This window comes from Candidatus Binatia bacterium, assembly GCA_036493895.1.
Taxonomy (GTDB): Bacteria; Desulfobacterota; Binatia; order UBA1149; family CAITLU01; genus DATNBU01.
This window is the reverse complement of the sequence record DASXOZ010000010.1, coordinates 1-19,844: the sequence shown is the minus strand read 5'-3', so window position 1 is coordinate 19,844 and position 19,844 is coordinate 1. Positions and strand designations below refer to the sequence as shown.

The 19,844-nt window shown below is 64.8% G+C and carries 23 protein-coding genes and 1 riboswitch; of the genes, 14 read left to right on the top strand and 9 right to left on the bottom strand.

From position 1 onward, the window contains the following. Positions 1 to 47: 47 nt before the first annotated feature. Positions 48 to 1,166, bottom strand: a complete 1,119-nt coding sequence (locus VGK20_01505) for a DEAD/DEAH box helicase (GenBank protein ID HEY2772705.1) — start codon at positions 1,164 to 1,166, stop codon at positions 48 to 50. A 487-nt stretch (positions 1,167 to 1,653) separates the two neighbouring features. On the opposite strand from VGK20_01505, the gene VGK20_01500 reads away from it, so the two are divergent. From VGK20_01500 to VGK20_01470, 7 genes are all read left to right on the top strand, one after another. Continuing rightward, positions 1,654 to 2,778: an IPT/TIG domain-containing protein gene (locus tag VGK20_01500; protein HEY2772704.1), complete on the top strand. Its 1,125-nt coding sequence runs from the start codon at positions 1,654 to 1,656 to the stop codon at positions 2,776 to 2,778. 37 nt (positions 2,779 to 2,815) lie between these two features. Then, positions 2,816 to 3,700 (top strand): hypothetical protein, encoded by an 885-nt coding sequence (locus VGK20_01495; GenBank protein ID HEY2772703.1) that lies wholly within the window; start codon positions 2,816 to 2,818, stop codon positions 3,698 to 3,700. 193 nt (positions 3,701 to 3,893) lie between these two features. Further along, a complete protein-coding gene (locus VGK20_01490) occupies positions 3,894 to 4,361 on the top strand; it encodes a GFA family protein (protein ID HEY2772702.1) in 468 nt (155 codons plus the stop codon). Between the two features lie 127 nt (positions 4,362 to 4,488). Then, positions 4,489 to 5,544, top strand: coding sequence for a hypothetical protein (locus VGK20_01485; protein ID HEY2772701.1), 1,056 nt, complete (start codon positions 4,489 to 4,491; stop codon positions 5,542 to 5,544). Between the two features lie 286 nt (positions 5,545 to 5,830). Continuing rightward, complete coding sequence (locus tag VGK20_01480; GenBank protein ID HEY2772700.1) at positions 5,831 to 6,706, top strand: hypothetical protein; 876 nt, start codon at positions 5,831 to 5,833, stop codon at positions 6,704 to 6,706. A 145-nt stretch (positions 6,707 to 6,851) separates the two neighbouring features. Continuing rightward, a complete protein-coding gene (locus VGK20_01475) occupies positions 6,852 to 7,142 on the top strand; it encodes a type II toxin-antitoxin system RelE/ParE family toxin (protein HEY2772699.1) in 291 nt (96 codons plus the stop codon). Continuing rightward, positions 7,142 to 7,444: a HigA family addiction module antitoxin gene (locus tag VGK20_01470; protein HEY2772698.1), complete on the top strand. Its 303-nt coding sequence runs from the start codon at positions 7,142 to 7,144 to the stop codon at positions 7,442 to 7,444. The genes VGK20_01475 and VGK20_01470 overlap by 1 nt, the downstream gene beginning before the upstream one ends. A 311-nt stretch (positions 7,445 to 7,755) precedes the next feature. On the opposite strand, the gene VGK20_01465 is transcribed toward VGK20_01470, so the two are convergent. Together VGK20_01465 and glyA are read right to left on the bottom strand one after the other, a co-directional pair. Beyond that, complete coding sequence (locus tag VGK20_01465; GenBank protein ID HEY2772697.1) at positions 7,756 to 8,001, bottom strand: hypothetical protein; 246 nt, start codon at positions 7,999 to 8,001, stop codon at positions 7,756 to 7,758. A 172-nt stretch (positions 8,002 to 8,173) separates the two neighbouring features. Further along, positions 8,174 to 9,436, bottom strand: a complete 1,263-nt coding sequence (gene glyA, locus VGK20_01460) for a serine hydroxymethyltransferase (protein HEY2772696.1) — start codon at positions 9,434 to 9,436, stop codon at positions 8,174 to 8,176. Positions 9,437 to 9,468: 32 nt separating this feature from the next. After that, positions 9,469 to 9,553, bottom strand: a riboswitch (ZMP/ZTP riboswitch). Between the two features lie 147 nt (positions 9,554 to 9,700). Between glyA and arsB the strand changes: the two genes are divergently transcribed. After that, positions 9,701 to 10,813, top strand: a complete 1,113-nt coding sequence (arsB, locus tag VGK20_01455; GenBank protein ID HEY2772695.1) for an ACR3 family arsenite efflux transporter — start codon at positions 9,701 to 9,703, stop codon at positions 10,811 to 10,813. 58 nt (positions 10,814 to 10,871) lie between these two features. Here the strand turns inward: arsB and VGK20_01450 are convergent, their stop codons facing one another. The 6 genes from VGK20_01450 to VGK20_01425 are packed head-to-tail and all read right to left on the bottom strand — an operon-like array spanning position 10,872 to position 16,845. Continuing rightward, positions 10,872 to 11,213 (bottom strand): 4Fe-4S dicluster domain-containing protein, encoded by a 342-nt coding sequence (locus VGK20_01450; GenBank protein ID HEY2772694.1) that lies wholly within the window; start codon positions 11,211 to 11,213, stop codon positions 10,872 to 10,874. 18 nt (positions 11,214 to 11,231) lie between these two features. After that, on the bottom strand, positions 11,232 to 12,023 hold the full coding sequence (locus VGK20_01445) for a nitroreductase family protein (protein ID HEY2772693.1): 792 nt from the start codon (positions 12,021 to 12,023) through the stop codon (positions 11,232 to 11,234). Positions 12,024 to 12,025: 2 nt separating this feature from the next. After that, positions 12,026 to 12,733, bottom strand: coding sequence for a TetR/AcrR family transcriptional regulator (locus VGK20_01440; protein HEY2772692.1), 708 nt, complete (start codon positions 12,731 to 12,733; stop codon positions 12,026 to 12,028). A gap of 2 nt (positions 12,734 to 12,735) precedes the next feature. After that, positions 12,736 to 14,346: an AMP-binding protein gene (locus tag VGK20_01435; GenBank protein HEY2772691.1), complete on the bottom strand. Its 1,611-nt coding sequence runs from the start codon at positions 14,344 to 14,346 to the stop codon at positions 12,736 to 12,738. Between the two features lie 13 nt (positions 14,347 to 14,359). Next, entirely contained in the window at positions 14,360 to 15,595 is a 1,236-nt protein-coding gene (locus tag VGK20_01430) for a thiolase family protein (protein HEY2772690.1), read from the bottom strand. 23 nt (positions 15,596 to 15,618) lie between these two features. Further along, positions 15,619 to 16,845: an acyl-CoA dehydrogenase gene (locus tag VGK20_01425; GenBank protein HEY2772689.1), complete on the bottom strand. Its 1,227-nt coding sequence runs from the start codon at positions 16,843 to 16,845 to the stop codon at positions 15,619 to 15,621. Positions 16,846 to 17,178: 333 nt separating this feature from the next. Here VGK20_01425 and VGK20_01420 point away from each other — a divergent pair, with 333 nt between their 5' ends. The 6 genes from VGK20_01420 to VGK20_01395 all read left to right on the top strand — a co-directional run. Further along, complete coding sequence (locus VGK20_01420; protein ID HEY2772688.1) at positions 17,179 to 17,892, top strand: Crp/Fnr family transcriptional regulator; 714 nt, start codon at positions 17,179 to 17,181, stop codon at positions 17,890 to 17,892. A gap of 210 nt (positions 17,893 to 18,102) precedes the next feature. After that, positions 18,103 to 18,378 (top strand): type II toxin-antitoxin system RelE/ParE family toxin, encoded by a 276-nt coding sequence (locus VGK20_01415; GenBank protein ID HEY2772687.1) that lies wholly within the window; start codon positions 18,103 to 18,105, stop codon positions 18,376 to 18,378. Between the two features lie 8 nt (positions 18,379 to 18,386). Then, positions 18,387 to 18,704, top strand: coding sequence for an XRE family transcriptional regulator (locus VGK20_01410; protein HEY2772686.1), 318 nt, complete (start codon positions 18,387 to 18,389; stop codon positions 18,702 to 18,704). A gap of 193 nt (positions 18,705 to 18,897) precedes the next feature. Beyond that, complete coding sequence (locus VGK20_01405; protein ID HEY2772685.1) at positions 18,898 to 19,125, top strand: AbrB/MazE/SpoVT family DNA-binding domain-containing protein; 228 nt, start codon at positions 18,898 to 18,900, stop codon at positions 19,123 to 19,125. After that, positions 19,122 to 19,508: a type II toxin-antitoxin system death-on-curing family toxin gene (locus VGK20_01400; GenBank protein HEY2772684.1), complete on the top strand. Its 387-nt coding sequence runs from the start codon at positions 19,122 to 19,124 to the stop codon at positions 19,506 to 19,508. Before VGK20_01405 ends, VGK20_01400 begins: the two co-directional genes overlap by 4 nt. 92 nt (positions 19,509 to 19,600) lie before the next feature. Beyond that, a partial coding sequence (locus tag VGK20_01395) for a hypothetical protein (GenBank protein HEY2772683.1) occupies positions 19,601 to 19,844 on the top strand: 244 nt, incomplete at its 3' end.

Here is a 19,844-nt window from a genome sequence, read left to right as displayed (position 1 = left end):
GCCCGCAATTGCCTGCGCCGCTGCGAAGGCAATTGCGGGCGCGAGGGTCAGTAACTTCGGGCGCGCCCGAAAGACGGACGCTGGCCGTTGCGCTGGCCGCTCGGCCGCGGATACCGCTGCGGTCTGGCCTCCCCCATGGGGTGGGAATTGCCCGCCTGCGCGGAATAGTCGAATCCGTCGAGCTTGCGCCTTGCGATCGGGCCGTGGCCGAGCGCGCGCTCGATGCGCTTCATCTCGCTTTCGTCTTCGGGCGCCACGAACGTCAGAGCATCGCCGCTGGCCGCCGCCCTGCCGGTGCGGCCGACGCGGTGGATGTAGTCCTCGGGACCGCCTGGAAGATCGAAATTGATGACGTGGCTGAGATCGCTCACGTCGATCCCGCGCGCGGCGATGTCGGTCGCCACGAGCACGCGAAGGCGGCCGGCCTTGAAGTCGCTGAGCGCCGCGGTGCGCTGGTTCTGCGATCGGTTGCCGTGGATGCGATCGGCCAGGATGCCGTTCTGGCGCAGGAATTGCGCGAGCCGGTCTGCGCGGTGCTTGGTGCGCGTGAATGCAAGCGCTTCGGCGACGACGTTCTGTTCGAGCAGCGCGACCAGCAGCGACGACTTCTTCGTCGCCGAGACTGCATAGACGTGCTGGGTGACGCCGGCCGCCGGCGCGGCCTTGCGCTCGGCGCCGATGCGCACCGGCTCGTGCAGCATCTCGCCGGCAAGCTTGGCGATCTCGGCCGGCACGGTGGCGCTGAAAAACAGCGTCTGCCGCTGGCGCGGAATCTCGGAGAGAATGCGACGAACGTCGGGCAGGAAACCCATGTCGAGCATGCGGTCGGCTTCATCGAGCACGAGATGCTCGACGCGCTCGAGGCGCGCATTTCGCTGGCGCAGGTGATCGAGAAGACGACCCGGAGTAGCGACGACGATGTCGGCGCCGGCGCGCAGCGCCTGCTCCTGCGGACGCATGCCCATGCCGCCGACGACGGCGATGGCACGCAGCGGTGTGCCCGTGGCGAAACTCTTCACCTCGTCGACGATCTGCGAGGCCAGCTCGCGAGTCGGAGCGAGAATGAGGACGCGGGTGCCGCGTCGCGGGTTTTCGAGAAGCTGGTGCAGGATCGGCAGCAGGAAAGCGGCCGTCTTGCCGCTGCCGGTCGCGGCGCAGCCAAGCACGTCACGCCCTTGGAGGGCAGGTGCAATGGCGTCGGACTGGATCGGGGTCGGGACGGTGAAGCCCCTCTGCTCAAGCGAACGGAGAAGGCTCGGGTGAAGCCCGAGCGAAGAAAAACTCATTCTGGGAACCTTTGTCGCCGCAGCTGATGCCGGGCGGACTGGAAGCGATCATCGATGGGACTGCGGGATGTTGCGGGGCGCAGAACCGGAAAATCGATATGGGAGAGGAGAGAACGACGCCGCGTGGGCTTGGTAGAACCGGTGGGCGGGAACTCGCGGCAGCCCCGTGCTGCCTTGTGGACCAGTACCTTACGGATGTCCGGCTCGGATGTCAAAGCCTCGATCGAGTGATCCCCGCCACCGGCCAAGGGCCCTTGCCAAGCCCTCGCCAGCCCTTGCCACGGCCTCCTCCGGACCGCCATACTCCCACCCGCGATCACAGGGAGTGCACGCTCCTCGCATCGAATCCGTCCTCCGGGGGCCCGACATGTCTATTCATTTCGCTCGTCGCAATCGTCGTCGTGTATTCGCGACCGCCGCCGCAACGCTGGCCGGGTGCCTGGTCGCGATCTGCGCGCAGGCCTCGCCTGTCATCACGTCGGTGAAAGGCTGCTCGGATGACGGAGCGGGCGCAACCGCGCAGTGCCACGCGGCGGGCGGAGACGTCATCACGATTGTCGGCCAGTCGTTCGGCAGCGCAGGAGCGGCACCTCAGGCGTTCGTCGGCGGCCACGATTGCCCCGTCACGCAGGCGGACGACACGACGGTCGAGTGCACGCTTCCGCCGGGAGCCGGAAGCAACGTCGATCTCGTCGTCACCGATTCGACGGGCCTGTCGAGCTTCCCGCAGCGCCTGCTCAGCTATTCGCCGCCATCGATCACGAGCGTCCAGGGCTGCACCGACGACCTGGGCGGAAACACGAGCGAGTGCGCAAGGGCCGGTGGAGACCACATCACGATCCACGGAGACAATTTCGGGCCATCGGGCGCGACGGCACTGATCGGAGGCCGGCTCTGCCCGTCGACGAGCAGCGACGACAGCTCGATCGTCTGCACGCTGCCGCCGGGATCGGGAACCGCCAAGCGCGTGCTCGTGGTGACGGCAAACCAGCTGAGCGTTGGCGTTTCGTACACGCTGTCGTACGCCCAGTGTCCGGCCGGCACGACGCTGACCGGCGGCGGCCAGTGCAGTGCGTGCAGCGCCGGCACGTTCTCGTCGACGCTCGACGCGCCCACCTGCGACACCTGCCCCGCCGGAACCGTATCCGCAGACAGTGCGTCTTCTTGCTCGGGCACCAGCGTGGTGCAGTGCTGGCAGGCCAAGGACGTGAGCGACACCAAGTTCACACCGGTGCTCGGGCAGGCCATCAGCGATGACATCGCGCCGAGCGGCACGGTCGATCTGAAGAAGGTGGCGATGTACTGCACCGCGGCCAGTCTATCGGCCACCGGAGTGCCGCCGCCGGACGTGCACCAGTGCTGCTACCAGGCCAAGGGCACCAAGCTCAGCGTTCCGGTAGCGCTCGCGACCGACGACCAGGACGCCTCGCGAAGCATCGACGTTTCGCAGCCGAAGATGGTGTGCGTGCAGTGCACGTCCAACCACCTCTGAGGCGGTAGCGAAGAAGGCTGGGCCGGCAGGCTGCCCGATGGGCGTCTGGGGAATGGGGCTTTACGCCGGCGACTACGCGGTCGACGTGCGCGCTGCCGTCTCCGCCGCATTGCGATTGCCGTTTGAGACCGACCGCCTGCTCGAGGTCCTCTGCGAGCAGGAAAAGGGCGTCGCCGACAACGAATCCGACGAGGACTACGCGACGTTCTGGCTGGTCGTCGCCGACCAGCTCGCGCGTCGCGGGATCGTCTGCGATCGTGCGCGCGACAAAGCGCTGGAGATCATCGATCGCGACCAGAGCATCGAGATGCTGCAGCGACTCAGTGCAACTCCTGCCGACATCGGCAAGCGGCGCCGGATGCTCGAGGAGCTGCGCGGCCGCCTCGTCGGCCCGATGCGGTCGCCTTCGCCGCGCAAGGTGATCACGAAGCCGCAGCCTCTGATCATGCAGGTGGGCGACGTGCTCGTGTATCCGACGTCGCTCGCGCATCCGCCCAGTCCGTATTTTCGCAACAGGATGTCCTACGGCGGGCAGCCGTTCGTGCAGGACGGCTGGGGAGCCGCGGTCATCGTCGCGTGCGGCCTCGTCTTCGACTTCCTAGCGTGGTACCGGCCGGTGACGATCGTCGGGCTTCGCATCGAGAAGCCCGATCTCGACTCGCTGCTCGGCGCGCAGGTGTGGAAACTCGAGTCGCCGGGTACCTGCCCGGTGCTGCACTGGAAGAGGATGGAGATCGAAAAAATCGCAGCGCTGGCAATCGATAACGGAAAACTTGCATCGATGTTCCCGAGCTTGCTGCCTGGAGTGCGGGCGGCGATCAGCGACCTGTCGCTTGCCGGGGAGTTGGCGGTAGCGAGCGAGATGTACCCGTCATCGACGAATCGATATCTGACGACGATTGCGGACCTGATGCGAGACTGAAGTCCGGGCGATCGAATCGCAGCCGGCCGGCGCGTTTTCCGTCCTGGCGGGCAGATCCGGACACCAGCCTCTGCCGCAACTGGCCCACTCTGGCTTTCGCGAACCGCGCTTCGGTCCCTGACGCGCGCCGCAAAGTGGCTCTTGCCTGTCGACCGCGATCGCGCGAAACATCGGCGAGGCAAAGGAGGATCCGATGGTCACGCTCCCTCTCATCGGCGGCTGCCACTGCGGTGCGCTCCGCTACGAAGTCACGCAGCCGCCGCTCATGGTCTACAACTGCCACTGCACCAACTGCCAGACGATCGGGGGCGGAGCATTCGGAACACCGGCGACGATTCTCGAGGCGTCGTTCCGTTTCACCACCGGCGGGCCTCGCGCGTACGAGTGGACGTCGGATGCCGGCAACCGGCGCGTCGGATGGTTCTGCGGCGACTGCGGCAGCCGCATCGCGCACGCGCAGGTTCCGTCCGTCGGAGTCCTCAGCCTGCGTGCGGGCACTCTCGACGACACGAGCTGGGTAGAGCCGGTGGGCGACATCTGGACACGCAGCGCGCTGTCGTGGGCGCTCGTGCCGAGCGATCGCATCCAGGTCGAGCAGCAGCCGACGGATTACGCTCCGTTCTTCGAGCGATTCCGGGCGCAGGGGAAGTTCGAACGCTAAGCTGGCAGGCCGCGCAGAGCGACAAAACGACTGCCCGGATCGATCCGCAGAGCCCATCATTTGCGTTCGGCTACACCGGAGACAGCAGTCCAAATGGCGGATTTCGCGACGATTCCTGAGCTGCATCATGGCGGCGCTTGCCTCACTTGCGCAGGTGCACCATCGTGCCCCCACGATGCGATTCCTCGCATGCCTGCTCCTTGTCCTGGCGGCGACGAGTTGTTCTACCGCCTATCGCGTGGTTCCCGTCGCGAACCCGCCGGCAACTGTCCGCTATGAACACGGTTCGCCCACGACCAGCCTCGAACAGCGAGGCGGCGGCGTTCAGGTCACGCCCCTGCAGTTCGACGCGGAGGGCAAGCTGGTCTTTGCAGTAGCTGCGTACAACGCGTCCGGCTATCCGGCGAACTTTGGCACCGAGAACATCCAGGCAACTACGGCGCTCAACAAGGCGCTGCACATCTATACGGTCGACGATCTCGCGCGAGAGGCGCGCAACAAGGCCATCGCCGCTGACGTCGCGATCGTGCTGCTCGGCGCCGTCGCCGCGGCCGCGTCGGAGGCGGGCGCACACCAGACCTACAGGAGTACCTTCTATACTCCCCATGGCACGTATCATTACAAAGCCAGCTACTACGACGCCGGGCAGGCCGCTGCAGGCATTTCCGCATCGGCCGCCGCCACCTCGGAGGGAATCTACGGCGTCCACCAGGCGCTCAACGAAACGATCGCGCACATTGGTGACGCCATGCTCCAGACGACGACAGTCAATCCCGGAGAGTCCGTGGGTGGCCGCGTCCTCGTGCAAAGAGCAGGAGGAAAGTACCCTCCTGAGATCGGGATGCTGATTCACTGGAACGGAGAAGATTTCCCTTTCCGGTTCCAGATGCGCCGCATCGACGATCTGCCTGCCATTCAGGCCGATGCGCCTCCGGAGGCCGCTCCGATCGCGAGCAGCGGGGCCGGCCCACTTTCCGCAAAAGCGGCCGCACAAGCCGTTCCGCACGCTGCCATGCCGACTCCAAACCCAGGCAGCCCGGCTCAGGCGAGTGCGCAACCGGATCGCGCCGCTCTCGTTGCAGCACCGCCACCGCCCGTCCTTGCTCCCCCAAGGACTGCGGCAGACCGCGACGAAGAATACAACCGCCAGCTCTGGGAACAGCAGCAGCAATATTCCCGATAGAAGCGAACGGCAGCATGCCAGCGCTCGTTACTCGATAGCAGGCGAACGCCGGCAATCCGTTACCTGATCGGTCGAAGACGGCATCGCGGATTTACCTCGCGTGGGGAAGGCGCGACTTTCTACCCATCCGGGCTCCTCCAACTGGGAAACAACCATCGTTTCAGGGTTCCACACGGCCGACACCGGTGTAAGTGTCGTCGCCGAGTTGGCGCTGTGCGGCAACGCAATCACGACTGGGTCTGCCGAGGAAGCCTGCACAAGAACCCTGCATCGGAGGAACTCGATGATGAAACGTTTCCTGAATTCACGAGTATGGATATTCGCCCCTGCGCTTGCGCTCGCGATCACCGTCCCGGCTGTGACCGCGAGTGCCCACCATGGTGACTGCGGCCAACCCGTTTCGATGGGAAACCGGCCCGCAGCGAGCGACGCCCTCGTCGTGCTGAAGGTTTCCGTCGGCGCCGGCCAGTGCGGAGACACCAACACGGATTGCGACTGCGACGTTGACGATTCCGGCCGCGTCACCTCGGGTGATGCGCTGGTGGTCCTGCGTTCGTCGGTCGGATTTCCGATGCACATGAGTTGCGCGCCCGGCTGCGTTCCTCCCACGACCACCACGATGCCCGGTCAGACCACGACGACCATTCTGGGCGAGCTCACGACGACGACACAGCCGTCTGGGGAAACCACGACGACGCTTCCCAGCCAGGTCACGACGGTCTGCTGCATCGCGAGCTTCGGTGACGACAACGAGGACCAGCCTCCGACCGGAGTCGCCAAGTGCGAAGAGGATACCGAAAATTGCACGCAAAACGGTGGAGTGCTGGTGCAGGTGAACGTCCCCTCCGGCTCCGGCGACGATCAGGGCGATGACGACAATCAGGGTGACGAGGATGGCAGCGATGCCTGCGACGTCACTCCGGATCCTTGCGCCAACGTGATGTTGCCTCCGCCTGTCCCTTGCTGCGTCACCGGCGAAAACGACAACGAGGACGACATCGGAACGAGTGTCGGCAGCATCAGCATGTCGACGGAAGTCGAGACGGTGCAGTGCAAGGCGCTGCCGTCGGCGTTGTGTTCCCAGATAGGGACGTCGCCGGTCAACGGGGCGTGCGCGTTCACGGACGAGTCGGGGAATCCTGGCTCGATTCCGTGTCCGTAGAACGGGCCTGACGAGAGCCGCATGGTTGCGAGAGCCGCCCGGGAGCATTCCGGGCGGCTCTCGCGGGTTTCCCAGCCGCGGCCTGGCGGATTTTTCGCGATCCCCCCGTCTTGACACGGTTATCGATTATCGATAACCATGCCTGGTGATCGAGAGCTTCGGCAACGCGCTGGCCGAGGACCTCTTTCTCGACCGCGTGACGCGAGCGACAAGGTCATTCCCGCCCGAGCTCCGGCGGGTTGCGCGACGAAAGCTCGCGTACTTGCACGACGCAGACGGGCTGCACGATCTCCGGCTCCCACCGGGTAACCGACTCGAGGCGCTTCGGGGGAAATGGCGCGGATTTCATTCGATCCGGATCAACGACCAGTGGCGCGTCATTTTCCGCTGGCAGGACGGAAACGCCCGCGACGTTTCCATCGAGGATTACCACTGATGGTCGCGAAGAAGACAAAGCGGGGGACTCCCGGCAAGCGTCTGCCAAAAAACCCGTTCCATCCCGGCGAAATTCTCCTCGAAGAGTTCCTCATTCCCGGCGGGATCACGCAGGCCGAGTTTGCGGAACGAATCGGCTGGACCCGAGCCAGATTGAACGAGGTCATCAAGGGGCGTCGAGGGATCACGGCAGACGCGGCACTCGACCTGGCAGACGTGCTCGGCACGTCCGCCAGGCTGTGGATGAACCTGCAGGCGACGTGGGATCTGGATCAGGCGCTCCGGCGGCGCGATGCAGCGTAGCGCTTCCGAGTAAAGCCGCCGGGTGCGCGGCCAGGTTCGTATCGATCAGCGCAGAGCCGCCAGGGATATGCCTGGCGGCTCTGCGCCGGTCGTATGAGAAGCCGGACGACTCAGAGAGTGGGCTGACGCCCCGCTCCTCCGGCACCGCTCGCCACCCGATCGACTTACGGGCAGGTGACGATGTCCACGGTCCCGCTGTCGTTGGTGGGCCCAGCGGCGAGCCCCGAGAACGTACGCTGGAAGCTTCCGGTCGTGGTATCCGGCAGAAACGACATCATGATCGTACCGACCGGCTGGCTGCCCCCTGTCGATCAGGTCTCGGTGATGCCCATGATGCGGTTGCCGCTGCCGTCAACGAACCCGCTGGCGACGCTCGGAATGTTCACGTCATTGTGGCACGCGAAAACCTTGAGGCCCTTTTTGGGTATGCCGCTGCAAGTGTAGGTAACGCTCCCTGCCTGCAGGCAGACGCTGCCCGCGTGACAGATCTCCGTGGTTGCAAAGACGACTGTCGAGGCGAGCGCGCAAGCGCACGCGATTTTGAAAAATTTCGACATGGACCCCTCCGTCTTTCAGGTAAGCGAATAGGGATCAGCGAGCGCGGGATGCTCGGAGAGCGCGCGGGTTGAGTGAAGGAGGCTGACGGCAGCTGCTCGGAACTCCCTGAATCGTCGGGGCAACAAGGTCAGCGTGAGTGGCAGCATTCGTATGCCAAATTCCCTCGGACGATTACTCCAGGCCCGGCACCGGATACGTCAAACAGAGCGCCATCACCTCGCCGGCGAGCCGCTCGAGATGCGTTTCCTCGTCGGCGTGGCGAAGTGCGTCGATCATCCACGCGGCAATCTTCTCCATCTCCGGCTCTTTCATCCCGCGGGTCGTACACGCGGGAGTTCCGAGCCGGACGCCGCTCGGGCGCAGCGGCGGGCGCGGATCGTCGGGGATCACCTGCTTGTTGGTCGTGATGCCGATGCGGTCGAGCACTTCCTCGGCACGCCTGCCGTCGAGGTGGAAGCTCCTGATGGTGTCGATGACGAGCAGATGGTTGTCGGTGCCGCCGGTAATCAGCTCGACGCCCCCGTCCACGAAGACTTTCGCCAGCTCCTTTGCGTTTCTCAGGATCTGTTCCGCGTAGACCCGGAAATCCGGCTGCAATGCTTTCTCGAACGTGATCGCCGCCGCGGCGACATTGTTCATGTGCGGGCCGCCCTGCAGGCCGGGGAATACGGACGAATCGATCGTGGCTGCGTGCTCCTTGCGGCACAGGATCATGCCGCCGCGCGGGCCGCGCAGCGATTTGTGCGTCGTCGTCGTCACGAAATCGAAGCCGACATCGAGAGGGTTTCGCATGACATCGGCAGCGACCAGGCCTCCGATGTGCGCGATGTCGGCCATCGTCATCGCACCGATCTCGTCGGCGACCGACTTGAACGCGCGATAATCGTAGTCGCGCGGATAGGAGCTGTAGCCACACAGTACGATTTTCGGACGAGTCTCTTTTGCGACACGCAGCAGCTCGTCGAAATCGATTGCACCCTGCCGGTCCACACGGGTCTTGTAGCGCACGAAGTTGAAGATCTTCCCCATGTGCGACACCGGGGCTCCGTGCGTCAGATGCCCGCCGTGCGAAAGATCCATTCCGAGCACCGTGTCGCCGGGTTTCAGGTACGCGAAGTACACCGCCTGGTTCATCGGCGAGCCGGAAAGCGGCTGGACGTTGGCATGCTCCGCGCGAAACAGGCGCCTGGCACGACCGCGCGCGAGCTCTTCGATCTGGTCGGTGTAGGTCTGGCCGCCGTAGTAGCGGCGCCCCGGATAACCTTCCGAGTACTTGTTCGTGAAGACGGAGCCGAGCGCAGCGAGAACTTCGGGGTACGTGTAGTTCTCCGAAGGAATCAGCTCGACGCCTTCGCGCTGGCGCCGTTCCTCGCCGAGCAGCGCGCGATACACGTCGGGATCGGTCTTCGAGAGCAGCTGACGGAAATCCTGCATGGCAACCTCCACACAAACGTCGAGAACGTTTTTGAAGTTGCCCAGGCGAGCGGCGGGTTCACAGCCCTCCGTTTCCTCGTGGTCAATTCCACGGATTCGCCAGTCGCGGAGGGAGAGGCATCGTAGGCCCGAAGTGCATCCGTCGCAACGAAGCGACCATACCTTTTCGGAAAGCATCGAAACATCGAAGTTTCGCGACGTTGTGCCGCATATTGAAACGTGTCAATGTCCGGTCATGCGAAGCCTGCGAGCTGCGAAGCCGCGATGAGCGTTTCCGATGAAACCAGCGCCGAGCTCGGCGTCGTCGCGCGGCTTTCCTTTCTGGATCGCTATCTGACGCTTTGGATCTTCCTTGCGATGGCACTCGGCGTGCTGCTCGGGTTCTTCGTGCCGGCCTTCACGACAGCGCTCGACCGAATGAGCGTCGGGACGACGTCGGTTCCGATCGCCGTGGGTCTCATCCTGATGATGTACCCTCCGCTCGCCAAGGTCCGCTACGAGGCGCTGGGAAAGATCTTTCGCCACAAGCGACTGCTTGCATTCTCGCTTGTCCAGAACTGGGTGATCGGCCCCTTTCTGATGTTCGCTCTCGCCGTCCTGTTTCTGCGCGACAAGCCCGAGTACATGCTCGGCCTCATCATCATCGGGCTCGCCCGCTGCATCGCGATGGTGATCGTCTGGAACGACCTCGCCCAGGGCGACCACGAGTTTTGCGCGGCCCTGGTCGCCTTCAACTCCATCTTTCAGGTCCTGTTCTTCTCGGTCTACGCCTACATCTTCGCGACGCTACTGCCGGGATGGCTCGGCCTCCAGGGCTTCGCCGTCCACATCGATATCAGCCAGATTGCGCAGAGCGTTGCGATCTACCTCGGCCTGCCGTTCGCAGCGGGCTTCCTTACACGGCGGGTGCTCGTCCACACGAAGGGTCGCGATTGGTACGAAACTACGTTTGTCCCCCGCATCAGCCCGATGACGCTCGTCTCGCTCCTGTTTACGATCGTCGTGATGTTTTCGCTCAAAGGGGAAACCATCGTACAGCTTCCCTTCGACGTGCTGCGCATTTCGATTCCGCTGCTTGTCTATTTCGTGGTGATGTTCGGGCTCTCGTTCTTCCTGAGCAAGCGCATTGGCGCCAGCTACGAGGAATCGGCGACCCTTTCGTTTACCGCTGCGTCGAACAATTTCGAGCTTGCGATCGCGGTCGCCATTGCCAGCTTCGGCATCCATAGCGGCGCGGCTTTCGCCGCCGTGATCGGGCCATTGGTCGAGGTCCCCGCACTCATCGGCCTCGTCAACGTCGCGCTGTGGGCCCGGCAGCGCTACTTCCCGGACGACGCAAGCCAAGCGTTGCCGTCTTCGGCAGCGACCCCCGCCTGACGGCGCGCACCACGGCGCGCATCGCAGATGGAACCGTCGACGATTCGGGCCGCTCCTCTTAATCCTTCGAGAACGACGTTCGCGGCGGGCTGAAGCTGCCGATCCCGCGGCTCTCGTAGTAGCCGCCCATCTGGTAGTGCCCGGTCGCGCCGATCGCGTCGTTTTCGCAGATCGCCATGCAGTTGTTGCAGCTGATGCAGCCGGTGATGTCGTCGAGGGTTTTCGCCTTGCGCTTGCCGTCGATGCGCACCATCTCCAGTACGCGCGCGGGGCAGACGATCACGCACATCTTGCACCCGTCGCACTTGTCGTGGTCGATCGTGACGCGCTGGAAGCGGCACTGCTCGGGGTCGTCCCAGGTCGGAAAGCTCTCGTAGAGAAGATTCTGCAGCATGCTCATTCCGGCATCCTCCTCGCGTCAGAAGACGACGCTGCTCTGGCCGTTCTCGAACCACTGGATGTCGTGGGTGGCGCGATCGATGACGCGCCGCCACGGTTTGCCGACGGCATAACCCACGCAGATCGCCTCGGAAATCTGGAAACGGTCGTCGAGACCGAGGCGCTCACGCCACTCCTTGCTGTTGTTCAGCAGCTTCGAGAAGCCGACCCAGCAGGTGCCGATGCCCTGGCTCTCGGCAGCCATCACGATGTTGGTGCCGACGATGCCGATGTCGATCTCGGGGACGCCGACGCCGTGCTTGTCGACCAGCAGCAGGATCACGGTCGGTGCGCGATGGAACACCATGAACTCGCCGGCAGCGATCTGGCGCAGCACCTGCATCGGAACGGGGTGCAGCGCGTTGGGATCGTTGGCGGTCGCCAGCCGCGCGACCGCCTCGACGGCGTAGCGTTTGAGGCTTCCCTTCTCATGCGCGGTGTAGTCGCAGGTGGCGGCGAGCTTCCTGCATTCGGCGACGCAGAACTCCTCCATGCCGCGCAGCAGCCCGGGCTCGCGCACGACCGCGAAGCGCCAGGGCTGGCAGTTTCCCTGCGACGGCGCGAAGCGGCCGATTTCGAGCATGCGGCGGACGAGATGCGCGGGCACCTGCGCCTTCTTGAACTTGCGGATGCTGCGGCGGGTGAGGAAGGCACGCTCGATGACGTTCCAGTCGGCGCCCTCCTCGCACGGGATGCGCGAGCCGGCCGCGCTGCCGTCGTCCTGTTCGTCGATCTCGAGCTCCACTTCGGCGCGTGCGATTGCGGTGGACATGGTCATACCTCCTGCATGGTTTCCGGCGCTTCGGGTTGCGAACCCGCGCCGCGTTTCACCAGCGTGGACATGCGTTCGATGCCTGCGAGCATGAGCCCGGAGACGAATTCGGTCGTGTGCTCGATGTCGAATGGGCGCTTCTGGATCATCCGGAAGCCGAACTCGCCCGCCAGCGCGACGCCCGCGAGCGCAAAGCTCTCGAGGTCGAGCCCGGCGATGCCGAACTCCCCGGAGCGCGCCTCCAGATCGTCGGCGAGGTCGCGGATCGCAAGGTCCATCACGCTGGCGGCCAGCAGCTGCCGCACGTCGCCCGAATTGCGCGTGACCAGCGTGACGAGCAGGCGATCCTGCGCGTAGAGCGAGAATGTCGCGCGGAACGCCTCGTGGATCAGCGCCTCTAGCGAGGTCGCCTTCATGCGTGCGAGGTGAACGTGTGCCCGGACCCTTGCCGCGAACTCCACCACGATCTCGTTCAACACCGATTCCTTGTCGTGGAAGTAATTGTAGAAAGTCCCCGACGCGAGGCCGGCGCGGCGCATGATGTCGCGCACGGTGGAAGCGCCGAAGCCGAGCTCGCAAAAACTCTCGCGCGCAGCGGCGACGATCTGCTCGCGGATGCGCTTGCTGTTGCGCTCACGCTTGCCGACGGCGCCGGCCAGCGTGGAAAGATGTGCCGCGTCGCGGCTCGATGCTGTGTTCGACGTTCCCATCGTCATCTCGCTTCGTGGAAGACGCCCGTCGCGTCCGGCGCAAAACGCTCCAGGAGGAAGCGTTCCTGCGGTTTCTCCGAAGCGGTCTTCGGGATCTCGTCGACCACCTGGATCCAGGTCGGCACGAAGTTCGGCTCCAGTTTCTCTCGGCACATCGCGAACAGGCCGGGCACCGACAGGCGGCCGTTGGCTGGCACGACTGCCGCGACGACGTCTTTCTCGCCGGGCGAGCCCGACGCGGCCGGCACGCCGTAGACGAACACGTCGGTGACCTCGGGATGCTCGGCGATCGCCTTCTCGACGAACCCGGGATTGATGAAGTCGCCGTTGTGGCGGATGCCGCCGCCCTTGCGATAGTCGAAGTAGAACCATCCGTCGGCGTCCGTGTGACCGATGTCGCCGCTGCGAAGCCAGCCGCCGGCCGTCTTTTTCTCGGAAGCTTCCGCGTTCTCGAAATACTCGACTTTCGCGCGTGTGCCGTCGGTCGGTCGCGAGCAGATCTCCCCGAGCACTCCGGGCGGGCACTCGCGGTCGTCGTCGTCGAGGATCTTCATCTCGAGATTGCCCGGCGGTTTGCCGAAGGTGCCGATCGGTCCGACTCCGGGCGGCTTGAACGCCATGCCGCCTTCGATCGCGGCGTACCATTCGAGGACCTTCAGGTGGAAGCGTTTCTCGAAGGCTTCCCAGATCGGCGCCGGCATGCCGGCGCTGGTCACGAGACGCACCGGGTTGTCGCCGTCGTCGGGGCGTTCGGGCTCGCTGTAGATCGCCATCGCCATCCCGCCGAGCAGCGAGAAGGTGGTGCAGCCGTAGCGGCGGCACACGTCCCACAACCTCGACTTCGTGAAGCGGCGGCTGAATACCGCGCCGAGCCCCATGAAAAGCGACGGCCCGAGCGTGACGGCCTGCGCGTTGCCGTGAGTCAGCGATAAACCCGTATACGGGCGGTCGCCGCTCTCGTAGCCGGCGATCATGCCGAGCATCGCGTACGCGCCGAATCTGTCGTTCGGAAAGACGACGCCTTTCGGATCGCCGGTGGTTCCGGAGGTGTAGATGATCTGCAGCGGGTCGGTCGGCCGTTCGAGCCGCACGTCGACGGTCGGCGCGGGGCTCGCGAAAACCTCGGCAAAGGAGGCAATGCCGGGCGCGAGCCCCTGGACCGCCGCATCTTCCCTGCTGTCGAGCGCGAGCACCCACGCGATTTGCGGCACGCGCGAGCGCGCTTCGAGCACCGCGGGCAGGCAGTAGTCGGCGCAGACCACGCCCTTGCAGCCGGCGTTTTTCAGCATGAAGGCGAGCTTGTCGCCGCGCGTGCGTGGATCGATCGGCACGAACACGGTCGCGGTCTGCGACGCCGCGATCATCGTCTCGACGAACTCAGGATGGTTGCGCATCATCAGCGCGAAACGCGTGCCGGGCTCCGCGCCTGCGCGTACCAGCCACGCGGCGACGTTGTTGGCACGCTCGCGCAGCTCGGCGTAGGTGCGGATTTCATCGGGCGTTGCGCAGCCGTCGAGGCTCAGGTGCTCGAAGGTGACAACCGCAAGGTCCGGCTGCTCCTCGGCCTTGCGATGGATCAAGTCGACGAGGACTCCTGGATGCCGTTCGCGCATGACGCTTCCTCCGTCAGGCAGCCTGAAGGATCGTGACGCACATTGCGGCAACGTCGGTACCGATGTTGCCGCCGCCGTTCTGGGCCATGCCGATGCGTGCTCCGGCCACCTGCCGCGCTCCGGAGCGGCCCTGAAGCTGTTCGGTGATCTCGACGATCTGGGCAGCGCCCGTCGCGCCGACCGGATGTCCCTTTCGCAGCAGCCCGCCCGAGGTATTGACGGGAAGCCGCCCGCCAAGAGTCGTCACACCGTCGGCGACCAGCTTTCCACCGCCGCCTTTCGGGCACAGGCCGAGGTACTCGGTGGCGAGGATCTCGCCGAACGAAGATGCATCGTGCAGTTCGACGAGACTCAGGTCGTCGGGGCCGATCGACGCCTCTTCGTAGGCTTCCTTCGCGGAGACGTCGCCGGAGGACGGATCGTCGTAATCGTGGTCCCAGCCCGAGCGCAGCACGCTCGAGACGATCGAAACCGGCCTGGTGATGCCGAGCTCGCGCGCCTTTCTCGCGCTGACCAGGATCACCGCGGCAGCGCCGTCGCCGATCGGCGAGCACATCGGGCGCGTCAGCGGCTCGGCGATCATCGGAGCCGCCAGCACCTCCTCGACGCTCATGCGCTCGCGGAACTGGGCGCGCGGATTGAGACTGCCATGAAGGGAGTTCTTGGCGGAGACCATCGCGAGCTGCGCGGCAGTGGTGCCGTAGCGCTGCATGTGGGACCGCGCCGCGGCCGCGTAGATGTCCATGAACATCGAGCGCTTCTCGCCGGCGCCGCTGGATCCGGACCGCGCGCCGCCTTCCTCGGCATTCTTCTGCAGCGCCGCCATCAGCACCGTCATGAGCTCGACGTCCACCGCGCCCGAAAACGCGCTGAAGCTCTTGCGCTTGTCCTCGTGGTAGAGCTTCTCGACTCCGAGGGCGAGCACGCAGTCGTAGAGGCCGGCGCTGACCATCGCGGCTGCCTGGTTGACGGCGGTCGCGCCGCTCGCGCACGCGTTCTCGACGTTGACGACCGGAATCCTGCCGATTCCGATCGAGCGCAGGACCACTTCCCCGCGGATGCATTCCTGGCCCGTCACGAGGCCCGCGGCGGCGTTTCCGACCCACGCTGCCTGGAGATCCTCGGACGTGAGGTTCGCATCCTTCAGCGCGAGCTCGACGGCCTCGGAGCCGATCGCCTTGAGACCCTGCTCGAGGTGCTTGCCGAAATGGGTCATCCCGACGCCGGCCACGACTGCGTTCATCTTCATGGGGTCCTCTCCTCGCTCGCCTGTCAGGCGCACATCGCGGCATCGAGCCGGTCGGCGCCGACGATGCTCAGCATGTCGTTGCAGCCGTCTTCGATCAGCGCAGCGCGCGCATCGCGCAGCAGCTTTTCGACCGGGTATTCGCGGCTCAGCCCGTTGCCGCCGAAGATCTGGACGGCGTGGTGCGCGCACTCGTAGGCTGCGTCGGTACAGAACGTCTTGGACGCGATGGAGTAGGGAAGCAGGGCGGGCTGTTGCGTCGCGTTGTAGACGAACACGCGGCGAGCCAGCGCACGCGCTGCTTCGACCCTGCGGAACATGTCGAAGAGCTTCAGCTTCACGTTCTGGTGGCGTGCGATCGGCAGCCCGCCCTGAACGCGCGTCTGCGCGTACTCGATCGCATGTTCGAAGGCTGCGCGTGCCAGGCCGACGAACGTCGTGCCCATGTGCGCGTTGGCCATCGTCAGCACCGCCTCGACGGCCATCGCGTAGTTCTCCTCGCCGATGATCATCCACTCGGCAGGGATGCGCACGGAGTCGAAATAGATCTCGCCCTGGTTGAGGGCGCGCTGCCCGAGCTTGTCGAGCGGCGTGCCGCGCGAAACGCCCGGAAGGTCGAGCGGCACCAGCGCGACGCCGCCGCCGCGCAGTCCGTGACCGCTGTCGAGCGTGCAGAACAGCGCCGCGGTAGTCGCGATCGTTCCGTTGGAGACCCACGCCGACTTCTGGCCGTTGATCACGAAGTCGTCGCCCATGGGCGTCGCGATGCAGTCGGCGCGGACTTTCCTGTCGTCGAAGACCGGCTGGTTGAACGCGAGCTCGTCGCTGCCGTGGTTCGGCTCGGTGACCGCCCAGCATCCGATCTCGGGCTTGGCCGGATTCGCGAAGCGCTCGACGAGGTCGTCCCTGCCAACGAGACGCGCGAACATCGCCGGAAAATCCGCGACGCCGAGACTGATCGCCAGTCCCGTGTCGCCCCAGCCGAGCTCTTCCTGGATCAGGTAGTGGATGCGCGCGAGGTGTGCCGTGCCGGCCAGCGCCAGGTCACTGTCGAGGCCATGAAGGCCGAGCGCGCGGTACTGCTCGAAGACGTTCCACAGGATCGAGCGACGGGTGACCACGTCGGCGGGGTCGGCCAGCCGGTCCAGCGCAGTGCCGGCGGGTCGCAGGACGGCGGCGGCGAAGCGGTGGACGGTGTCGCGGATGGATCGTTCTTCTTCGCTGAGGTCGAGGTCCAGATCGATGAGTTGCATGTGTGCCTCCTCCGGCACTCGGCGCGCCGGGCGTTCCTCCTGGTCATCGGGGCGGTCAGGCGTCCAGAACCATGACGCCTTGATCACCGATTTTGGATGGCTCGGGTATGACCGATGTCAGTCCGGATACTGATACCCGTCATGGCAAAGCTGCCCCTGACCGGATTCGCAGCCCCGCGAAGCGCGCGACTTCGTATTCCGAGACGCGGGAAGAAATGTGCTCCGGACCAGAGAATGACGCGGTGCTCACGCATCACGGATCTTGCAGGGAGGTCGGCAGGTCGAGCGATTCGAGCGATTCGAGCGGTTCAGGCGATTCAGGAGGAAAAGGCGATGCGCCGAATATCCTGCGAGCAATGCCCGGTGCGCGGTTCGAGTGTGTGCGGCGGCCTGCCGCTGTCGCTGCTCGATGAGTTCCGCGCCTGTACGACCACGGCCATCTACAAGCCTCGCCAGGCGCTCTTCTTCGAAGGCGCGCCGGCCACCGGCCTCTACCTCGTCTGCCACGGCGCAGTGAAGGTCTACCAGTCCGACCGTTTCGGTCGCGACTACATCGCAGGCATCGCCCACCCCGGTGACGTGCTCGGCGAAATCGGCACGGAAGAAGGAACAACCTGCTCCACGTCAGCCGAGGCCACGGTCGAGACGCAGGCCACCTTTCTTTCGCGCGAGCACCTGGCGCGCTTCCTCCAGCTTCATCCGAGCGCGGGACTGCGTCTGGTGACGGCGCTCTGCGCAGCGCTGGCCGGCGCGCGCCGAAAGACTCGCGACTTCGCGTTCAAGAGCGCCGAGGGAAGGCTTGCCGAGCTGGTCCTGCGCCTGACCGAGCGCGCAACGACTCGCGCGTCACAGGGCGCAGCGCATTTCACGCTCGCGTATTCGCGCCGCGAGATCGCCGAGATGATCGGGGTGTCGCCGGAGACAGCGATACGACTGTTCGGGGGGCTGCGCGATCGCCACCTGCTCTCGCTCGAGGCTCGCGAGCTGACGATTCACGATCCGGAACGGCTAAGGCGGATTGCGCATCATTGCGATGTGGAAGGGTGAGGCGGGAGCGGCGGCAGCACAGGCTTCGGTACACGAAGCGCGGCAACCGAATCGTTCTTCGAATGCACGTGAGGAACGCCGCAGCAGCCGCAGACCGGACGGCTGAACATCCCGGTTGACGGTGTATGCCGGATATGGCATACACGCAGCGTGGGCGATGGCGTCCAAAAATCGCTCGCCATTCTCTCCGGCGAAATCAAAACGCCGCCCATGTCCGTCGAGGCAAGACGCGAAGCGGGCTTCCTGCTCCGCCAGTTGCAGCAAGGTGAGCGGTTGGCTTTGCCGCATTCTCGCCCGATGCCCAACATCGGGCCGCGATGTCACGAGCTGCGCATCAACGACGCGAACAAGACCTGGCGCATCGTCTACCGCTTGGACAAGGACGAGATTCTCGTCGTGGAGTTGTTCTCGAAGACCACGCGCACCACGCCGAAGGACGTGATCTCCACGTGCAGGCAACGGCTGCGAAGATGGGATGATGAATGAGGGCGAACATGGATGCCAGGAAAACAAGGAAACTGAAACAGATGGGTGGTCGCGTGACCACTGTTCAAGACTTTCTCGGACTCAGCGAGGAAGACATGGCCGTGATCGAAGCGCGAATCACGCTTGCGAAGGCCGTCAAGCAGCGCCGCCTTCAGGCGGGAATGACGCAGGCGGAACTCGCCAAGCTCATTCAGTCGAGTCAGGCGCGCGTGGCCAAGATGGAAGGCGGCGATCCACAGGCGAGCATCGAGTCTCTCATCCGCGCACTGGCCGCGGCTGGCTCGCGAGTGAAGCTCACGGTGACGCGATCCAGGCGAGCGGCGTAACGAAAACTCGGAAGTGGCGTTCAACGCGTCCGCCCGTGTGTGCGCGCTCGCCGGGGTTTCGTCCCCGACGCTGCCCCGGCCCTTCCGTCGGGGAAGCCCATGCCGCCTTGCCAATCTGCCCCGGCTCACCGGAGGCACGCACGGGCATGTCATTCTTGTCCGTTATAACGAATGTGGGTACACTTGGCCTATGCTGCACGAGCTTAAACTCCGCAAGGTCGGCAACTCGGTAGGCGTCGTTCTGCCCAAGGAAATTCTCTCCTATCTGAAGGTGGAGGAAGGCGACACGGTGTGCGTCTCCGAGGCTGCGGATGGCAGCCTTCGGGTCAGCCCCGCGAGCGCCGAGTTCACCCGCCAAATGGAAGTGGCAGAGGACGTTATCCGTCGTTACCGGAATACGCTGAGGGAACTGGCGAAGTGAAGGAGCCAGTCTGGCTCCTTCACGAGGTCGTGCTCGCCGTCAACGAACGCCTGCTCGCCGGATTCGGCGGGTCGGCAGGAATCCGCGACACCAGCCTGCTCGAGTCCGCGTTGGCCAGGCCGGTGAACCTCTATGCCTACGAGGCTCCTAGGCTTTGTGAGCTGGCCGCGAGCTACGCGTTCGGCATCGTGAAGAACCACCCGTTTGTCGACGGCAACAAGCGGTCGGGGTTCGCGGCCGCGATCATGTTTCTCGAACTGAACGGCAGGCACTTCATTGCTTCCGAAGCCGATGCCACCATCCGCACCCTGGCGCTCGCCGCGGGGGAGATGAGCGAAGCGGAATTCGCGACGTGGCTCGAAGGCAACTCGCGGGTCGCCTGAGAGGATCTCAGTTCCGGCCCGCGGAAAGTCTACTTATAGAATGTGTCCGGGACGGGGAAGCTTACGCCCCGACAGTTACCACTTTGCCCACATTGGCTCCAAACGGCGCACCGCATCGCCTGGATATCGCCATTAAGTTCAACCATGAATCCGATGCCTATGCGTACAATAACGAAACGGCTCTCCATCCGATGCTAAGGAACCCTGACTACCGCCTCGTCCCAGGTATTTGGCGAATAGGAATCAATCTGCGTGGGCTCAAGTTGGATACGTCATTTGTCGCGTTACTCAACAACCCAGGTAAAGGTCGGGAACTTAGCCTTTTCCCACAGAATG